The 17309-nt window shown below is 71.8% G+C and carries 15 protein-coding genes; 9 read left to right on the top strand and 6 right to left on the bottom strand.

Going from position 1 to position 17309, the window contains the following annotated elements:
• Positions 1-57: 57 nt before the first annotated feature.
• From arfB to ACFFII_RS09540, 3 genes are read left to right on the top strand one after another with little or no spacing between them, the layout of a single operon-like run.
• Complete coding sequence (gene arfB, locus ACFFII_RS09550) at positions 58-486, top strand: alternative ribosome rescue aminoacyl-tRNA hydrolase ArfB (RefSeq protein WP_377698651.1); 429 nt, start codon at positions 58-60, stop codon at positions 484-486.
• A complete protein-coding gene (locus tag ACFFII_RS09545) occupies positions 483-956 on the top strand; it encodes an NUDIX hydrolase (protein WP_377698650.1) in 474 nt (157 codons plus the stop codon). Before arfB ends, ACFFII_RS09545 begins: the two co-directional genes overlap by 4 nt.
• A 7-nt stretch (positions 957-963) precedes the next feature.
• A complete protein-coding gene (locus ACFFII_RS09540; protein ID WP_377698649.1) occupies positions 964-2379 on the top strand; it encodes an inorganic phosphate transporter in 1416 nt (471 codons plus the stop codon).
• Positions 2380-2384: 5 nt separating this feature from the next.
• Here ACFFII_RS09540 and ACFFII_RS09535 read toward each other — a convergent pair whose 3' ends face one another.
• From ACFFII_RS09535 to def (ACFFII_RS09515), 5 genes are all read right to left on the bottom strand, one after another.
• Positions 2385-2621 (bottom strand): Lrp/AsnC ligand binding domain-containing protein, encoded by a 237-nt coding sequence (locus tag ACFFII_RS09535; RefSeq protein ID WP_090751669.1) that lies wholly within the window; start codon positions 2619-2621, stop codon positions 2385-2387.
• Positions 2622-2651: 30 nt separating this feature from the next.
• Positions 2652-4025, bottom strand: coding sequence for an MATE family efflux transporter (locus ACFFII_RS09530; protein WP_377698648.1), 1374 nt, complete (start codon positions 4023-4025; stop codon positions 2652-2654).
• A gap of 70 nt (positions 4026-4095) precedes the next feature.
• Positions 4096-4989 (bottom strand): methionyl-tRNA formyltransferase, encoded by an 894-nt coding sequence (gene fmt / locus ACFFII_RS09525; RefSeq protein WP_377698647.1) that lies wholly within the window; start codon positions 4987-4989, stop codon positions 4096-4098.
• An 84-nt stretch (positions 4990-5073) separates the two neighbouring features.
• Positions 5074-5574 carry a peptide deformylase gene (gene def / locus ACFFII_RS09520; RefSeq protein ID WP_377698646.1) on the bottom strand — a complete coding sequence of 167 codons (501 nt, stop codon included), beginning with the start codon at positions 5572-5574 and terminating at the stop codon, positions 5074-5076.
• Positions 5575-6093 (bottom strand): peptide deformylase, encoded by a 519-nt coding sequence (def, locus tag ACFFII_RS09515; protein ID WP_377698645.1) that lies wholly within the window; start codon positions 6091-6093, stop codon positions 5575-5577. It abuts the gene before it with no gap.
• Positions 6094-6169: 76 nt separating this feature from the next.
• Here def (ACFFII_RS09515) and ACFFII_RS09510 point away from each other — a divergent pair, with 76 nt between their 5' ends.
• Complete coding sequence (locus ACFFII_RS09510; protein ID WP_377698644.1) at positions 6170-7372, top strand: MalY/PatB family protein; 1203 nt, start codon at positions 6170-6172, stop codon at positions 7370-7372.
• On the top strand, positions 7369-7986 hold the full coding sequence (locus tag ACFFII_RS09505; RefSeq protein ID WP_377698643.1) for a L,D-transpeptidase family protein: 618 nt from the start codon (positions 7369-7371) through the stop codon (positions 7984-7986). The genes ACFFII_RS09510 and ACFFII_RS09505 overlap by 4 nt, the downstream gene beginning before the upstream one ends.
• A 63-nt stretch (positions 7987-8049) precedes the next feature.
• On the opposite strand, the gene hrpB is transcribed toward ACFFII_RS09505, so the two are convergent.
• Positions 8050-10473: an ATP-dependent helicase HrpB gene (gene hrpB / locus ACFFII_RS09500; protein WP_377698642.1), complete on the bottom strand. Its 2424-nt coding sequence runs from the start codon at positions 10471-10473 to the stop codon at positions 8050-8052.
• Positions 10474-10620: 147 nt separating this feature from the next.
• Between hrpB and ACFFII_RS09495 the strand changes: the two genes are divergently transcribed.
• The 4 genes from ACFFII_RS09495 to pgsA all read left to right on the top strand — a co-directional run bounded on the left by ACFFII_RS09495 (position 10621) and on the right by pgsA (position 17309).
• Entirely contained in the window at positions 10621-13797 is a 3177-nt protein-coding gene (locus tag ACFFII_RS09495; protein ID WP_377698641.1) for a helicase-related protein, read from the top strand.
• A gap of 123 nt (positions 13798-13920) precedes the next feature.
• On the top strand, positions 13921-15300 hold the full coding sequence (locus ACFFII_RS09490) for a YcjX family GTP-binding protein (protein ID WP_377698640.1): 1380 nt from the start codon (positions 13921-13923) through the stop codon (positions 15298-15300).
• Between the two features lie 78 nt (positions 15301-15378).
• Positions 15379-16587: a YcjF family protein gene (locus tag ACFFII_RS09485; protein WP_377698639.1), complete on the top strand. Its 1209-nt coding sequence runs from the start codon at positions 15379-15381 to the stop codon at positions 16585-16587.
• A 101-nt stretch (positions 16588-16688) separates the two neighbouring features.
• A complete protein-coding gene (pgsA, locus tag ACFFII_RS09480; protein WP_377698638.1) occupies positions 16689-17309 on the top strand; it encodes a CDP-diacylglycerol--glycerol-3-phosphate 3-phosphatidyltransferase in 621 nt (206 codons plus the stop codon).

The following is a 17309-nucleotide window of genomic DNA, read 5'->3' as shown; positions in this document are numbered from 1 at the left end:
AGATAAGTTATCCTTCGGCCTCTTTCCTTCCGTCACAGGGATTTGCATCTTTTCTCCATGCTGCGGATCAACGACACCATTGCCCTTGCGGACTGGGAACTGTCCGAGCAGTTCACGCGTGCCCAGGGGCCGGGGGGACAGAACGTCAACAAGGTCTCGACCGCCGTCGAGCTGCGCTTCGAGGCCGAGCGCTCGCCCCACCTGCCCGCGCCCGTCAAGGCGCGGCTGCGGCGGCTCGCGGGCCGGCGCTGGACCTCGGACGGCGCCATCGTGATCCAGGTCCAGGACACCCGCAGCCAGGCCCGCAACCGCGAGATCGCGCGCGAGCGGCTGGCGGACCTGATCCGCTCGGCCCTTGTCGCCCCTCGGCCCCGCATCGCCACCCGCCCTACGCTGGGCAGCCAGCGCCGCAGGCTGGCCGCCAAGGCGCAGCGCGGCACGGTCAAGGCCCTGCGCGGTTCGGTGAACACGGCGGACGAGGGATGACCGGGCTGCGCCAGCGCCTGGCCCGGCTTCTCGGCGCGCGCCGCCCCCGCCTGCAGGTGGGGGCGGTCTGCCGCGATGCCGCGACGGGCGAGGTGCTGATGATCACCAGCCGCGGCACGGGGCGCTGGATCATCCCCAAGGGCTGGCCCATGCCCGGCCGAACCCTGGCCCAGGCCGCCCTGCAGGAGGCGTGGGAAGAAGCGGGGGTGCGCGCTGCAGCGGCCCAGGAGTTGGGCGGTTACCTGTACGACAAGGCCCAGAACGAAGGCTTCGCCATCCCGGTCGAGGTGCGGGTCTTCGTGGTGCCGGTCGAAACACTGGCCGAGCAGTGGCCCGAACAGGCCCAGCGCAGCCGCCGCTGGTTTCCCCCCGCCCAGGCCGCCGCGCTGGTGGCCGAACCCGAGCTTGCCGCCCTGCTGAAGGGACTTGCGCGCGTCCCTCCGCCCGCATGCCGCCCGGCGCGCGCCTGACCGGGGAATGAGCAGCTTCCGAACCCTCGACAAGGACCTCGACCGCGTGGCCAATGCAGAAAGCGCCGGGGTCCATTCCCTGCGCGCGGTGTCGCGGCTGGGGCTCGCCCTGACCTTTGCTGCACTTGTCGCGCTTGTCGGCGCGGTCCTGACAGGCGGGACGGCCGCGCCCGGCATGATGATCGCGGGCATGCTGGTGGCGGCCTTCCTGGCGCTGACGATCGGCGCCAACGACGTGGCGAACGCCCTCGGACCCGCAGTGGGCGCGGGGGCGGTCTCGATGAAGACAGGCCTTCTCCTCGTCGCACTGGCCGAGGTCGCGGGCGCGATGCTGGCGGGCGGGCGCGTCACCGAGACGCTGACCACCGGCATCCTGCCGGCCGAACTGATGCTGCAGGGCACCGCCCCCGCCACGGTCATGCTGGCCGCGATGCTGGCCGCCGCCAGCTGGATCGCGCTGGCCACCTGGGCGGGGGCCCCCGTCAGCACGACCCATGCGGTCGTGGGCGGCATCGCGGGCGCGGGGCTTGCGGTCTTCGGACCCGGCGCACTCTACTGGAGCGGGCTCGCACGGATCGCGACGGTCTGGGTTGCCTCGCCCATCGCGGCGGCGCTGGTGGGGGCGGCGCTGCTGGCGGTGCTGCGTCACCTGATCCATCGCGCGCCCGACCGGACGGCGGCGGCCGCGCGCTGGCTGCCCTGGCTTGTGGGGATCATCGCGGCGGTGCTGGCGGTCAACGCGCTGACACTGGGCGGCGCGCGGCCTGCGCTGGTCATTGTGGCGACGCTGGCCATCAGCGCGGGCGCCGTCCTTGCCGCCCACATCCGCATGGCCGGAGAGCTTGCGGCGGGTCACCCGAGCCGACAGATGCTCGACCGCCTGCTGGGGCCGCCGCTGGTGCTGGGGGCGGTCCTGATGGGCTTCGGCCACGGCTCGAACGACGTGGCCAACATCGTGGCGCCGCTGGCGGTGCTGATGCGCGCGGCCGCGCTGTGGCCCGAGGCGGGACCCGCCTCGTTGCGGCTGCTGGCGCTGGGGGGCGCAGGGATCGCCGTGGGCGCGCTGCTGTTCGGGCGGCGGATCGTGCACATGGTCGGCAGCCGGATCACCCGGCTGAACACGGCCCGCGCGCTCTGCGTGCTGCTGGCGACCTCGCTGACGGTGCTGGTCGCGACGCGGCTGGGAATGCCGGTGTCCACCACCCATGTCGCCGTGGGCGGCGTCTTCGGCGTCGGCTTCTACCGCGAATGGGAAGAACGGCGCTTCCGCCGGGCCCGCCCCCGCAAGCCCCTGCCCCCCGAGGAACTGCACCGCCGCCGGCTGGTGCGCCGCTCGGCCGTGCTGCGGACGCTGGCCGCCTGGGTGGTGACGCTGCCCGCCGCAGGTGCGCTTGCCGCCGCCATTGCCCTGATGATCGCCTGACGCCCTCAGAAGGCGCGGAAGGTCATCGTGGTCAGCGTCCGGTTGATGCCGGGGATGTCGAACAGCCGTTCGGACAGGTAATGGCCCACGTCCTGGTCCTCGGGGACATAGACCTTGGCCAGCAGGTCGTATTCGCCCGAGGTCGAGTAAAGCTCGCTCACGACCTCGCGGTCGTAGATGGCGTCGGCGACCTCGTAGGTCTTGCCGGGGGTGCAGCGGAACTGGACAAAGACGGGACGCATGGGAACCTCGCAGGAAGGGCGCGGGCCAGTCTAACGGGCTTGCGGCGCGCGGGCCAGAGCGGCGCCCTGCGCGCCCGCCCAGCGCCAGAAGCGCGACATCAGCAGCCCGGCCGCCGCCGTCAGCCCCAGCAGCAGCCCCAGCCACAGGCCCTGCGGCCCCATGCCCAGCGGGAATGCCAGCAGCCAGCCCGCGGGCAGGCCGATCAGCCAGTAGCTGACCACCGCCAGCACCATCGGCACGCGGGTGTCCTGCACGCCCCGCAGCAGCCCCAGCGCGATGGCCTGCATCGCATCCGCCAACTGGAACAGCCCGGCGTAAAGCATCAGCGAGGCCGCCAGCGCGACGATCACCGGTGCCTTCGGATCGGCGGGGTTGAGATAAAGCCCGGTCAGCGTCTCGGGGATGGCCAGGAAGGCCGCCATCGGGATCAGGGCGAAGCCTGCCGACAGCAGGATTGCCGCAATGGCGGCCAGCCGCATCCCTTGCGCGTCGCCGGTTCCATGCGCCGTCCCCACGCGGATCGTCGCGGCGTTGGAGATGCCCAGGTGGACCATGAAGGTCAGCCCCGCGATCTGCAGGGCAATGCCATGGGCGGCCAGCGGCTCGGCCCCGAACCAGCCCATCAGGACATTGGCGCCGGTGAACATCCCCGTTTCCGCCACCAGCGTCAGCCCGATCGGCAGGCCCAGCGCGAAGACCGACCGGAAGGCCGCCCAGTCGGGTCGCCAGAGCCGCTGGAACAGGCGGTACTGCCGCCCCTCGGGCGCCCAGGCGGCGCAGGCGGCAAGCGCCGCAAGCTGCAGCCAGTTCACCGCGAGGCTGGCGATGCCAGAGCCGCGCACGCCCAGCTCCGGCAGGCCCCAGTGGCCGAAGATCAGCAGCCAGTTGAACAGCGCGTTGACCGGCAGCCCGACCACGTTGATGACAAGCGCCAGGTTCGGCCGCCCCAGCGCCGCGAGATAGCTGTTCAGCACCATCCCCGCCAGCACGGCGGGCATTGCCGGGATCATCACACGCAGCCATTCCTGCCCCAGTGCGGCGACCCGGGGTTCCTGCCCCAGGGCCGACAGGATCGGCCCCGACCACCACAGAAGCGGCACGATCAGCAGGGAATGCAGGACCGACAGCCACAGCGCCATGCGCGTCGCCCTCCGCAGTTTGGCCGCGTCGCCGCGCGCGCGGGCATTGGCGATCACCCCCATGACGCCCAGCGCATAGCCGGACCCGAGCATGGTCAGGATGAAGAAATACGAGGTCGCCAGCACCAGCGCCGCCAGCTCGTCGACGCCGTAGCGGCCGATCAGGATCGTGTCCGTCACCCCGATCAGCATCCGGCTGACATGGGTGCCGACCAGCGGCAGGCCGAGAAGGAATGTGGCGGTCAGGTGCGGGCGCAGGCTCATGCCCTGCCCGTTACTCTCAATCAGGCTGCGCGGGAAGGCCGCGTCTGGCTGCTTGTCGAGGCCCTCCCGGTCAGTCCAGCCTCGCGGGCAGTGCCATTCCCCGCAGCGCCTCGGCGGTGGGCATCGGGCGCTTGCCCTCGCGCTGCACTTCGGTGATCTCGACCGCGCCCTCGCCGCAGGCGACGACCAGCCCGCCCAGCACCTCGCCCGGCGCGCCCTGTCCCTTGGCCGGCCGCGAGCGCAGCAGCTTCAGACGCTCGCCCCCGGCCATGCACCAGGCGCCGGGAAAGGGCGACAGCCCCCTGATCAGACGGTCCACCTCGGCGGCGGGCCGGGTCCAGTCAATCCGCGCCTCGGCCTTGTCGATTTTGGCGGCATAGGTGACCCCCTCGGCCGCCTGCGGCACGGCAGGCAGCGGCAGCCGGTCCAGCACCTTCACGATCAGGTCGGCGCCCATCCCCGCCAGCCTGTCGTGCAGGTCGGCGGTGGTGTCCTCGTCTCCGATGGGGGTGCGCGCTTCGGCCAGCACCGGCCCGGTGTCCAGCCCCGCCTCCATCTGCATGATGGCGACGCCCGTCTCGGCATCCCCGGCCATCACCGCGCGATGGATCGGCGCCGCCCCCCGCCAGCGCGGCAGCAGCGAGGCATGGATGTTCAGGCACCCGAGCCTCGGCGCATCCAGCACCGGCTGCGGAAGGATCAGCCCATAGGCCACCACCACCGCGACATCCGCGCCGAGGGACGCGAACTCCGCCTGCTCCTCGGCCCCCTTCAGCCGCACCGGGGTCCGCACCGGAATCCCCAGGCTCTCGGCCGCCGCCTGCACCGGCGAGGGCCGGGGCTTCTGCCCCCGACCCGCCGCCCGCGGAGGCTGCGAGTAGACGCAGACGACCTCGTGCCGCGCCGCGATGGCCTGCAAGGCAGGAACGGAAAACTCGGGCGTTCCCATGAACACGACGCGCATCGCCTGCTCCCGTCTTTCTTCTTTGCACAAGTATCCCGGGATCGTCGTATACGACGATGGGGCAGCGCCCCGGTCCGGCGCGTCTCACCGGCGCGCCAGCTTCGCGGCCTTGGCCACCAGCATCCGCCGCTTCAGCGCCGACAGGTGGTCCACATAGACCCGGCCCTTCAGATGATCGACCTGGTGCTGCACGCTGGTCGCCCAAAGGCCCACGAAGTCCCGCTCCTCGATCTCGCCCGCCGCGTTGAGGAAGCGCACCGTCACCGCCCGCGGCCGCTCGATGACCGCCGAGACGCCGGGCAGGTTGGGCGAGGCTTCCTCGTGCGACCGCATCTTGACCGAGGCGTGCAGGACCTCGGGGTTCGCCATCCGCACCGCCTGCCCCCGCTCGGCCGAGGCATCCACGACCGCCAGCCGCAGCATCACCCCGATCTGCGGCGCGGCGAGACCCACACCGGGCATCGCCTCCATCGTGTCGATCATGTCGTCCCAGATCGCCCGGATCTCGTCCGTGACGGCCTCGACGGGCGCCGCAGGCGTGTGCAGCCGCCGGTCGGCATAGGGGATGAAGGGCCGGACCGCCATTCAGGCCCGCGCCATCTCGCGCTTCATCTTGGTCATGCGGCGCGAGATCATCTGCCGCTTCATCGGCCCGATATGGTCGATGAAGAGCTTGCCGTTCAGGTGGTCCAATTCATGCTGCGCGCAGGTGGCCCAGAGCCCGTCGAAGTCGCGCTCGTGCGTCCTGCCGTCAAGGCCGGTCCAGCGCATCCGCACCTCGGCCGGGCGCGTGACATCGGCATATTGCTCGGGGAAGGACAGGCAGCCCTCCTCATAGGTGTTCAGCGCCTCGGACGTGCCCACGATCTCGGGGTCCACCATGACCAGGGGCGCGCGGGGCGCGTCGGGGTCCTTGGTGCAGTCCATGACAAAGAGGCGTTGCAGCACGCCCACCTGCGGCGCGGCCAGGCCCACGCCCGGAGCGGCATACATGGTGGCCAGCATCTCGTCGGCCAGTGCCTCGATCTCGGGCGTGATCCGGCCCACGGGGTCGCAGACCTTCTTCAGCCGGGGATCGGGGAACAAGAGGATGGGGCGCGTCATGGCCCTCGCACATAGGACAAGCCTTCCCGCCGCGCAACAAGCCGCTATGGTCGGGGCGCGTGACAGGAGACCCCCGATGAACAGACCCGACCGCTTCGCCGCTCCCGACTTCAACCACGCCATCGAGCGCCGGGGCACGATGTGCAACAAGTGGGACGACATGGCCGGGGTCTTCGGGCTGGATGCCCCCGACGCCCTGCCGATGTGGGTCGCCGACATGGACTTCGCCGCGCCTGCCGGAGTCCGCCGCGCGCTGGAGGCGACGGTCGCTCATGGCATCTACGGCTATCCGGGCGTGAACGAGCCCTATCTCGACGCGATCCGCTGGTGGATGCAGACCCGCCACGGCTGGCAGGTCGAGCGTGATCACATCCTGTCCGTCCACGGCCTCGTCAACGGGACTGCTTTGGCGGTCGATGCCTTCACCGAAGCAGGCGATGCCGTGGTGCTGATGACGCCCGTCTATCACGCCTTCGCCCGCGTCATCAAAGCCTCTGGCCGAACGGTGACGGAATTGCCGCTGGCCGTCCGCGATGACCAGTATGCGCTGGACTGGGACAACTGGGCCGACCGCCTGACCGGCCGTGAGCGGATGCTGATCCTCTGCTCGCCCCACAACCCTGGCGGCCGGGTCTGGACGGCCGAGGAACTGCGCGAGATCGCCGCCTTCTGCCGCGCCCGCGACCTGATCCTCGTCTCGGACGAGATCCACCACGACCTCGTCCTGCCCGGAGGCCCCCGCCACACTGTCACGGCACTGGCCGCGCCCGAGATCGCGGACCGGCTGGTGACGCTGACCGCGGCGACCAAGACCTTCAACATCGCGGGCGCGCACCTCGGCAACGCGATCATTGCCGATGATACCCTGCGCGACCGGTACAAGGCGCGGATGATGGCGCTGGGCCTCTCGCCCGGTCTCTTCGGCCTGCCGATGGTCACGGCAGCCTATTCGCCCGAGGGCGCGGCCTGGGTGGATGCGCTTGTGGATTACATCGCCGGCAACGCCCGCATCTTCGACGAGGCCGTGAACGCCATCCCCGGCGCGCGGTCCATGCCCCTGCAGGCGACCTATCTCGCCTGGGTCGATTTCACCGGCACCGGGATGGAGCCCGCCGAGATCCACCACCGCGTCGAGCAGGGCGCCCGGATCGCGGCCAACCATGGCGAAAGCTTCGGCCTGGGCGGCGCGGGGCACATGCGCTTCAACCTCGCGACGCCCCGTGCGCGGGTGGCTGAGGCCGCAGCCCGCCTGCGCGAGGCCTTCGCCGACCTGCAATGAGGCCGCTGCGCATGGCCGCGCTGGGGACGGTGGCGCTGGCCGGATGGCTCGCCTGGACCGGCGGCATCCCCCTGCCGGTGCCGCTGCCGCCCACCCTGCCCCTGCCGGTGCCCCCGCCGGCGACAAACATCCCCGTCCCGCGCCCGCCGCGCCTGCCCGAGATCCGCATCCCGCAACCGGCGCCCGCGATCACCAGCCCCGTCGAGCGCATCCTGGTCGAGAAATCCGCCCGCCGCATGACCATCTTCCAGCGCGACGGCAACCCGCGCGTGATGTCCATCGCCCTGGGGTTCACGCCGGAAGGCGACAAGGTGAAACAAGGCGACGGCAAGACGCCCGAGGGCATCTTCAAGGTTGATCGCCTGAACGACCGCAGCAGCTTCACCCTGTCGCTGGGCCTCGACTACCCGCGCCCCGAGGACCGCGCCCGGGCCCGGGCGGAAGGCGTCGACCCGGGGGGCGACATCATGATCCACGGCCAGCCCAACCAGGTCGCCGAGGGCTTCCGGGTCAAGGGCGACTGGACCGCCGGCTGCATCGCCGTGACCAACCCCGAGATCCGCGAACTCTTCGCCCACACCCGGATCGGCACCGAGGTCGAGATCCGGCCCTGAGATCATCTCTTGTCCGCATATATCCCGGGGGAGCCCGAAGGGCGGGGGCAGCGCCCCCTCTTCTCACGTCCCGCGCGGCTTGGCCCGAACCGTCGGGTCGGCCGTTGTCGGGTCCTCGGGCCAGGGATGGCGCGGATAGCGCCCGCGCATGTCCTTGCGCACGTCGGCATAACCGCCCGCCCAGAAGCCGGGCAGGTCGGTCGTGACCGCAATGGGCTTGCCGCCCGGCGACAGCATCTGGATGCGCAGCGGACGACTGCCTGCCATCGGGTGCCGGGTGACCCCGAACAGCTCCTGCAGGCGCGCCTCAACCGTGGGCGTCTCGGCGTCGTAGTCGATGGGGATGCGGCGCCCCAGCGGCGAGACAAAGGCTGCCGGCGCCGCCTCGTCCAGCCGCCGCTGACTATCCCAGCCGATCAGGGCCTTCAGCGGCTCGGTCAGGTCCAGCGCCCGCAGGTCGGCGCTCGTGCGGGCCTTGCCCAGCCACGGCAGCAGCCAGCCGGGATCGGCCATCAGTGCCGCATCGCCAACATCCGGCATCCCTTCGACCAGCGCGATCCGCGCCCGCAGCCGCCGCGCCGCGGGAGTCCAGGGCAGACCGAGGTCGCGCAGCCCTTCCCAAGCCGCAAGCGCCACCGCCTGCTGGTCCGGATCGTCCAGTGCCCGGTCGGAGAGGACCAGCGCCCCCACCCGCTCCTGCCGCCGCGCCAGCACCCGGCCTTCGCGGCGGGACCACTCGACCAGTTCCACCGCCTCGATCCGGTCGGCGAAAAGCGCCCGCAGGTCCGCCTCGTCCAGCGCGGCGCCCATCCGCACCCGCGCCTCGCGGGCGTCTCCATCGAGGTCGGTCGCCACGATCAGCCTTTGCGCGCCGAGGGGGTCGCCCTCGGCCAGCACCGCGCCCTTGCCGCCCGACAGGACATAGCGCGGCGCGTCTCCCTTGCGGCGCAACCCGATGCGGTCGGGATAGGCCAGCGCGGCCATCTGGCCCGGGCTCAGGGGGGCGGCGTCGGACGCGAGGCGGCGCAGACGGCGTCCTTCCGCGCGGATGCGTTCCACCGTGCCCCGATCGGCGGGCCAGGGGTGGCGCTCGGCATAAGCGCGGGGATCGCGGATGGCCTGAAGCCGCAGCGACAGGTCGGCGGGCGCGCCGCGGATCGGGTCGCGTTCGGCCATCAGCGCGGCGAGGTCCGCCGCACCGCGCCCGGCGGTCAGCAGCATGTGCCCCAGCCGGGGGTGCAGCGGCAGCGCGGCCAGCGCCCGACCATGCGGGGTGATCCGGCTGTCCTTCAGCGCGCCCAGATCCTCCAGCAGCGCCCGCGCCTCGGCCAGCGCGGCGGCAGGCGGCCGGGTCAGGAAGGCCAGCCCCTCTTCCGATCCCCAAGCGGCCAGTTCCAGCGCAAGGCCAGCCAGATCGGCGGTGGCGATCTCGGGCGGGGCGAAGGCGGGGAGGCTTCCTTCCTCGGCCCGCGCCCACATGCGATAACAGATGCCCGGCGCGACCCGGCCCGCGCGGCCGCGCCGCTGCTCGGCCTCGGCCCGGCTCACCCGCTCGGTCACCAGCCGCGTCATGCCGGAACCCGGATCGAACCGCGCCCGCCGCGCGCGACCTGCATCCACCACCACCCGCACGCCGGGGATCGTCAGCGAGGTTTCCGCGATGGACGTCGCCAGCACGATCCGCCGCCTGTCGCCCGGGGGCGCCAGCGCCGCGCGCTGGGCCGAAAGCTCCATCGCGCCGAACAGCGGCATGACCTCGACGGGGCCGTCCAGCATAGCGGCCACGCGGCGGATCTCGCCCTCGCCCGGCAGGAAGGCCAGGATCGTGCCGCCGGTGCCGCGCGTCTCGGACTCGGCCTGCGTGATCAGCCGGGCGGCCTCGGGGACCAGCCGCGCGCCCGCAGGCAGCGGCCGATCGAGCCAGCGGGTTTCCACCGGAAAGGCCCGGCCCAGCGACCGCACCACGGGCGCGTCGTCCAGCAGCGCCGCGACGGGCTCGGCCTCCAGCGTGGCCGACATCACCAGCACCGCAAGGTCGGACCGCAGCGCCGCGCGGCTTTCCCAGACCAGCGCGAGCCCGAGGTCGGCGTTCAGGCTGCGCTCGTGGAACTCGTCGAAGATGACGCAGCCGATGCCCGGCAGGTCGGGGTCGGACTGGATCATGCGGGTCAGGATGCCCTCGGTCACGACCTCGATCCGCGCGCCCGGCACGGCCTCGCCCCGGATGCGGTAGCCGACAGTCGCGCCCAGGGGCTCGCCCAGGGTCGAGGCCATCCGCTCGGCGGCGGCGCGCGCGGCCAGCCGGCGCGGCTCCAGCATCACGATGCGGCCGGGGATCAGGTCCAAGAGCGCCAGCGGCACCCGCGTGGTCTTGCCCGCGCCGGGCGGGGCCACCAGCACCGCACGGCCATGCGCGGCCAGCGCCGCGCGCAGTTCGGGGATCGCGTCGTCGATGGGAAGGGTGTCGGGGGATCGGGCCTCGGTCATCGCCCTTGTCGTGGCCGAAAACGCGGGCGGCTGCAAACCTGCCGTCCGCCCCGGAACCGGCGCGCGCGAATGTCGTTGAAGCTGACGCAGGAAGGACCGGACACGGACCTGATTGCCCCCGGACCCGTTCCTTTGCCGAAAGCCATCATGCCCCCATCTCCCGAGAAGGCCCGGCCTGCCGGCCGCCTTGGAAATGCCGAAACCGCCGCGGCCCTCGCCGAGCAGCTGCCGCGGGGCGACATCCTCTTCGCCGCCGAGTCGGAAACCGAGGCCATGGCCGTCGCCCGCGCGCTGGCCGTCGCCGCGCCGGGGGCGCAGGTGGTCCTTCTGCCCGAAAGCGACGCGCTGCCGGGGGACAGCTCGCCCGCCTCGCCCGCCAACATCGGTCTGCGGAATGCGGGGCTCTCGCGCCTGCGTGGGCGCAAGGATGGGCCGGTCGCCCTGATCACCACGGCCGACGCCCTGGCGCTGGCCTGGCCCGCACCGTCCGAGGTTCCGGCCGAGATGCTGTCGGTGACCGTGGGCACCGAAATCGACCTGCCCGCCTTGCGCGATTCGGTCGTGGCCTTGGGCTATGCCGAGGACGACCGCGTGGACGAGCCGGGCGAGGTTGCCCTGCGCGGGCAGGTGCTGGACGTCTTTCCCGCGCAATCCGAAAACCCCGTGCGGATCGAGGTGGCGGAGGGCCGGATCGCCTGGATCAGCCTTTACGACATCCTCGACCAGCGCACCCTTTCCGAGGTCCAGTCCTGCGCCATCGCTCCCGTGACCGAGCCTGCGCTGGGCGAGACACGCTGCGCCCTGCCCGACCACCTGCCCGGCGCGCGGCTGGTCCTGTCTCCGGCGGCAGACAAGCGCCGCCGCAACGTCCTGAAGCTGGCCGTCGAGATCGGCAGCGCCGCAGCCCTTCGCCGCGTCCTGCCCGAGGAGGCCTGGGTGGCTTCCCTCAAGGGCCGCGAAACGCTGGAACTGGCGCAGGCGGGCGCCCCGCCGCCGCGCTTCGTCGAAAGCCGCGCGCCGGAACGCGCCTTCACCCGCACCGCCCGTGCCGCCTTTGACGCGGGCGAGCGGCTGGTCCTTCTGGGCAGCGAGCGCGACCTGCGCTTCCTGTCCCGCCGCGCGGCGAAGCTGCTGGAGCGCACGATCCCCGCCGCCGGCTCGTGGGAGGAGGTCGCGCAGGCCGAGCCCGGCAGCCTCCTGTCCCTACCCATGCCGGCTGAGCGCGGCTTCCAGCGCGACGGCGTCCTGGCCGTCGCCGCCGCCGATCTGCTGGGCAGCCGGGCCCTGCGCGAGGATGCTGTCGCCACGGGCCAGACGCTTCTGGACCGGGTCGGCATCCGCATCGGCGACGTGGTGGTCCACGAGGACCACGGCATCGGGGTCGTGGCGGGTGTCGAGCCCCTGCCCGACCTAGGGGAGGGCGATCCCGGCGAGGCGATCCGCCTGACCTATGCGGGCGACGGCGTGCGGCTGGTCCCGGTCCTTCAGGCCTTTCGCATCTGGCGCTATGGGGCGGAGCCCGAAGCGGTGACGCTGGACCGCCTGGACGGATCGAGCTGGCGCAAGCGCAAGGACGAGGTCGAAGCAGCCGTGGCGGAAACCGCGCAGGCGCTGGCCGAACTGGCCGAGGTGCGTAGGGGGCAGGAGGCCCCGGTGCTGGAGGGCGACCCGGCGGATTACGAACGCTTCGCCGCGGGCTTCGCCTTCACCGAAACACCCGACCAGGCCCGCGCCATCGAGGCGGTGCGCGACGACCTTGCCTCGGGGAAGCCGATGGACCGGCTGGTGATCGGCGACGTGGGCTATGGCAAGACCGAGGTCGCCCTGCGCGCCGCCGCCGTTGCCGTGCTGGAGGGCCGTCAGGTTGCCGTCGCCGCCCCAACGACCGTGCTGGCCCGCCAGCACGTCGAAACCTTCCAGCGCCGCTTCGCGCCCTTGGGCAAGACCGTCGGCGCGCTGCATCGCCTGTCCACCGCCGCCGAGAGGAAGGCGGTGAAGGAGGGGCTGGCCGACGGCACCATCGACATCGTGATCGGCACGGGCGCGGTCGCGGGCAAGGGCGTCAGCTACAAGGATCTCGGCCTTGTCATCATCGACGAGGAGCAGCGCTTCGGCACCGCCGACAAGGGGAAGCTGCGCGAGTTGTCCGCGGGCCACGTCCTGACGCTGACCGCGACCCCCATTCCGCGCACCCTGCAATCGGCGCTGGTGGGCCTGCAGCAATTGTCCGTCATCGCCACGCCCCCCGCGCGGCGCCAGCCCATCCGCACCTCGGTTGCGCCCTTTGATGCCGCCACCCTGCGCGCGGCCCTTCTGCGCGAGCGCGCGCGCCGAGGTCAAAGCTTCGTCGTCGTCCCCCGGATCGAGGACATGGAGCCGATGGCCGCCGAGTTGCGCGAACTCGTGCCCGATCTGGAAGTGCTTCAAGCCCATGGCAAGCTGCCCGCCGCCGAGATCGACGAGGCCATGATCCGCTTCGCCCGCGGCGAGGGCGACGTGCTGCTGGCCACCAACATCATCGAGGCGGGGCTGGACGTGCCGCAGGCCAACACCATGGTCGTCTGCAAGGCCGACCGCTTCGGCCTGTCGCAGCTGCACCAGCTGCGGGGCCGCGTGGGGCGCGGCAACCAGCGCGCGCACATGCTGATGTTCACGGAAGCCGGCAAGACGATCCCCGACCTGACGCTCAAGCGCCTGCAGACGCTGGAAACGCTGAACCGCCTGGGCGCGGGCTTCGAGATCAGCGCCCGCGACCTCGACCTGCGCGGGGCGGGCGACCTGCTGGGCGAGGAACAGGCCGGCCACATGAAGCTGATCGGGATCGAGCTTTACCAGCGACTGCTTGCCGATGCCCTGTCGGCGCGGGGAGGCACGGGCGAGCGCTGGATCCCCGACCTTCAGCTTGGCCTGCAGGGGAAGCTGCCCGAAAGCTGGATCGCCGATCCGGACACGCGGCTGGAAATCTACATGCGCCTTGCGCGCATGGACTCGGCCGAGGCCGTGGACCTGCTGGACGCGGAACTCGAGGACCGCTTCGGCGAGATCCCGGCCGAGGCGCGTGTGCTTTTGCAGATCGTCCGCCTGCGCGAGGCCGCCCATGCGGCAGGCATCGCCCGCGTCGTGGCTGGTCCCGCAGGCATCGTCCTTTACCCGCGCGAGGGCATCGCGCCCGACGCCAAGGCGCTGGGGCTCGAGCGCAAGGAGGACTGCCTCGTCCTGCGCGAGGCGATCGAGGACCCGCACGACAGGCTCGACCGCACCGCCGAACTGCTGGGGGCGGTGGCGGAGCGCGCCGAGGAGATGGAGCCCGCGCAGGCCGCCTGACGCAGGGGCCGCGGCGTCACGCCTGCGCCGGCCCCTGAACCCAAGGGCCCCGCTGGCCGTTGGGGCCGGGACCGCCTATGTGACAGGCCGTTCATTCATGCCGTTGATTTCACGGGGGACCGCATGGCCTTGTCCGACACTACTGGCAGTCTGATGCGCGGGCTGGGGCTGGCCGATCCGGTCATCCGGCTGGGCGTCACGGGTCTCAGCCGGGCGGGCAAGACGGTGTTCATCACCTCGCTGGTGGCGAACCTGCTGGACCGGGGCCGGATGCCGGGCCTGCGGGCGGCGGCCGACGGCACCATCCGCGCGGCCTGGCTGCAGCCCCAGCCAGACGACACCGTGCCCCGCTTCGAGTTCGAGCGTCATCTGGCCGCCCTGACCGGCCCCGATCCCCACTGGCCCGAGGGCACCCGCCATGTCAGCGAGCTGCGCCTGTCCTTGCGGGTCCAGCCGCGCGGGCTTCTGTCGGGACTGAGGGGCGTGCAGAACATCCACCTCGACATCGTGGACTATCCGGGCGAGTGGCTGCTGGACCTGCGCCTGATGGACCGCAGCTTCGCCCAATGGTCCGCCGAGACGCTGGAGCGGATGGAGGGCCGCCCCGGCGCGCAGGCCTATCTATCGGGCCTCGGCGGCATCGACGCGCAGGCGCGCCTTGCCGAGCCTCTGGCCCAGCGCATGACGGCCTCCTACACGGCGCATCTGGCCGCTGCCCGCGACGCGGGCTTTTCCGACACCACGCCGGGACGGTTCCTCTTGCCGGGGGAAATGGAGGGCTCGCCCGCGCTGACCTTCTCTCCGCTGCCCGAGACGATGGCAGGCTCGCCGCTTTACAAGGAGTTCCGGCGCCGCTTCGACGCCTACAAGTCGCGCGTGGTCCGGCCCTTCTTCCGCGACCACTTCGCCCGCATCGACCGGCAGGTGGTGCTGGTGGATGTCCTCGGCGCCATCCACGCCGGTCCCCGCGCGGTCGAGGACATGCGCCGCGCCATGGCCGACATCCTGTCGGCCTTCCGCCCCGGCCGGGTGGGCTGGCTTTCGCAGTTGCTAGGCACGCGCAGGGTGGAACGCATCCTGTTTGCCGCGACCAAGGCCGACCATCTGCACCACCTGCAGCACGCGCGGCTGACAAACATCCTGACCGCCATGCTGCGCGAGGCCCGCGACCGCGCCGACTTCCAGGGTGCGCGCACCGAGGCACTGGCCCTTGCCGCCCTGCGCACCACGACCGAGGAGATCATCCGCCAGGACGGGCTGGAACTTCCGGCGGTGCGCGGCACGCTGATGGACGGACGGCAGGCGGCCTTTTACCCGGGCGAGCTGCCCGACAACCCCGCCGACCTGCTGCGCCCGGCAGCGGAGGGCGCGACCCGCTGGCTGGATGCCGATTACGCCGTGATGAATTTCGCCCCCGCCCCGAACACCCTTCGGCCCGGCGATGGCCCACCCCATATCCGCTTGGACCGCGCCGCCGAGTTCCTGATCGGGGACCGGCTGTGAGACGCCGAGGGAACATGAAAATGGAAAACATTTCCATGCAAGACGGTCTTGCGTCGGTCCTGTTCAACGAGGGTCGTGATGCCTGACACTCCTCCGCCCCGCCGGGGGCCGGTCCTGATCGAATACGGACCCGCCGCGTCCGAGAGCGCGGCAGAGCCCGAGGCTGCTCGCCCGGCCTCGGGGCTTGGGGATGCCACGTCGCCGCCGCAGGAGACGCGTCCGGACCCGCAGGACCGTTCGGTGCCTGGTCCGGTCCCGCCCCGCGTCGAACGGACCGACACGCCCCCTCCGCGCCGGGACGCCCGCGCGCCGCGCCTGCTGGATGCGCCCGCCGGTCCCTCGCCTGCCGACGCGCCGCCCATCGACGACGGGCTGCCTTCGTCCCTGCCCCGCCCGCGCACGATGGAGATGGTGACGCGGATCGTGGGTCGCGGCCCCTCGAAGGTCACGCGATTCTTCCTGAACAGCCTCGCGGCGCTGCTGACCTTTCTGCTGTCCATGGCGGCGTTGCGGTTCTTCGACAGCCTCATGGCGCGCTCGCCGGTGCTGGGCTGGACCGGGATCGGTCTGTTTGCCGCCTTCACGCTGGCCACCCTGGCGCTGGCGGTGCGCGAATACGCCGCCTGGGCGCGATTGGGGCGCATCGACGCGATCCACCGCGAATCGGGGCTGGCCCTGTCCTCGGGCGACCTGAAGCGCGCGAACGCGGCGGTGGACCGGCTCGACGCGCTTTACGCCCGCCGCCCCGAGATGGCGCGCGCGCGCCAGAACCTTGCCCAGCGCCGGGGCGACAGCTTCGATGCCCGCGTTGTCCTGGCGATGGCCGAGGCCGAGTTGCTGGCCCCCCTCGACCAGCAGGCGCGGCGCGAGATCGAGGCTGCGGCCCGCACCGTCGCCGCCGCGACCGCCCTGATCCCGCTGGCGCTGGCCGACGTGCTGACCGCGCTGGCCGCGAACCTGCGGATGATCCGCCGCATGGCCGAGATCTACGGCGGCCGCGCGGGCGCCGTGGGCGGCTGGCGGCTGGCCCGCACCGTCGTCACCCACCTGATCGCCACGGGCGCGGTCGCGGCGGGTGACGACCTCATCCACACCGTCGCCGGCGGCGGCATCCTTGCCAAGGTCAGCCGCCGCTTCGGCGAGGGCGTGGTGAACGGGGCGCTCACTGCCCGCGTCGGCATCGCCGCGATGGAGGTCTGCCGCCCCCTGCCCTTCATCCAGGCGCCGCGCCCCAAGGTCGGCAACCTGCTGACGCGGGGCCTCAAGGGGCTGTTCGGCAACGACTGACGCCCGATCCGGGCGCCGGTCCGCCGCAGGGGGATGAAAGCTTCGTGCATCGCGCCTGCCGCCCCTTTCGCCCGCGCGCCCGAGACACTAGCCTGCGAGGCATGAGATGGAACCTGCCCAACCTGCTGACGCTTTTGCGCCTGGTCGCCGCCCCCGGTGTGCCGCTGATGTTTCTGTTCATCAGCCGCCCCTTTGCCGATTTCGCGGCGCTGGCGCTGTTCGTTCTGGCGGCAGTGACCGACTGGATCGACGGCCATCTGGCGCGCAGCTGGCAGCAGGAAAGCCGTTTCGGCGCGGCGATGGATCCGATCGCGGACAAGGCGATGGTGGTGATCGCGCTGGTCGTGATCACCGGCTATTCCGGCATGAACCCCTGGCTGATCCTGCCCGCGACCGTGATCCTCTTCCGCGAGGTCTTCGTCGCCGGGCTGCGCGAATTCCTGGGCTCGGACGCCGGGCGGCTGAAGGTCACCAGGCTTGCCAAGTGGAAGACCACCGCCCAGATGATCGCCATCGCCGTCATGTTCCTGGGCACGGGCATCGACTATTATGAAAAGGGCCTGCCGCCGCTGGTGGGCGAAGGCCGCGTCTGGCGCGGCGACTGGTCGGACCTCGCCACGCATCTGGGGCTGGTCCTGATGTGGATCGCGGCGATCCTGACCGCGATCACCGGCTGGGACTATTTCCAGAAGGCCCGGCCCTGGCTGAGGGATGTGCGATGA

Source organism: Paracoccus niistensis, from assembly GCF_042432925.1.
GTDB classification, from domain to species: domain Bacteria; phylum Pseudomonadota; class Alphaproteobacteria; order Rhodobacterales; family Rhodobacteraceae; genus Paracoccus; species Paracoccus niistensis.
This window is presented reverse-complemented; position numbering and strand designations above follow the sequence as displayed.

What these genes read in the sequence shown, in the direction of transcription:
- ACFFII_RS09495 (WP_377698641.1), top strand. Translation starts at nt 10,621, where the DNA reads ATGCCCCCATCTCCCGAGAAGGCCCGGCCTGCCGGCCGCCTTGGAAAT.
- ACFFII_RS09545 (WP_377698650.1), top strand. Translation starts at nt 483, where the DNA reads ATGACCGGGCTGCGCCAGCGCCTGGCCCGGCTTCTCGGCGCGCGCCGC.
- ACFFII_RS09505 (WP_377698643.1), top strand. Translation starts at nt 7,369, where the DNA reads ATGAGGCCGCTGCGCATGGCCGCGCTGGGGACGGTGGCGCTGGCCGGA.
- ACFFII_RS09535 (WP_090751669.1), bottom strand. Translation starts at nt 2,621, where the DNA reads ATGCGTCCCGTCTTTGTCCAGTTCCGCTGCACCCCCGGCAAGACCTAC.
- ACFFII_RS09490 (WP_377698640.1), top strand. Translation starts at nt 13,921, where the DNA reads ATGGCCTTGTCCGACACTACTGGCAGTCTGATGCGCGGGCTGGGGCTG.
- ACFFII_RS09530 (WP_377698648.1), bottom strand. Translation starts at nt 4,025, where the DNA reads ATGAGCCTGCGCCCGCACCTGACCGCCACATTCCTTCTCGGCCTGCCG.
- arfB (WP_377698651.1), top strand. Translation starts at nt 58, where the DNA reads ATGCTGCGGATCAACGACACCATTGCCCTTGCGGACTGGGAACTGTCC.
- ACFFII_RS09540 (WP_377698649.1), top strand. Translation starts at nt 964, where the DNA reads ATGAGCAGCTTCCGAACCCTCGACAAGGACCTCGACCGCGTGGCCAAT.
- pgsA (WP_377698638.1), top strand. Translation starts at nt 16,689, where the DNA reads ATGAGATGGAACCTGCCCAACCTGCTGACGCTTTTGCGCCTGGTCGCC.
- fmt (WP_377698647.1), bottom strand. Translation starts at nt 4,989, where the DNA reads ATGCGCGTCGTGTTCATGGGAACGCCCGAGTTTTCCGTTCCTGCCTTG.
- def (WP_377698645.1), bottom strand. Translation starts at nt 6,093, where the DNA reads ATGACGCGCCCCATCCTCTTGTTCCCCGATCCCCGGCTGAAGAAGGTC.
- hrpB (WP_377698642.1), bottom strand. Translation starts at nt 10,473, where the DNA reads ATGACCGAGGCCCGATCCCCCGACACCCTTCCCATCGACGACGCGATC.
- ACFFII_RS09510 (WP_377698644.1), top strand. Translation starts at nt 6,170, where the DNA reads ATGAACAGACCCGACCGCTTCGCCGCTCCCGACTTCAACCACGCCATC.
- def (WP_377698646.1), bottom strand. Translation starts at nt 5,574, where the DNA reads ATGGCGGTCCGGCCCTTCATCCCCTATGCCGACCGGCGGCTGCACACG.
- ACFFII_RS09485 (WP_377698639.1), top strand. Translation starts at nt 15,379, where the DNA reads ATGCCTGACACTCCTCCGCCCCGCCGGGGGCCGGTCCTGATCGAATAC.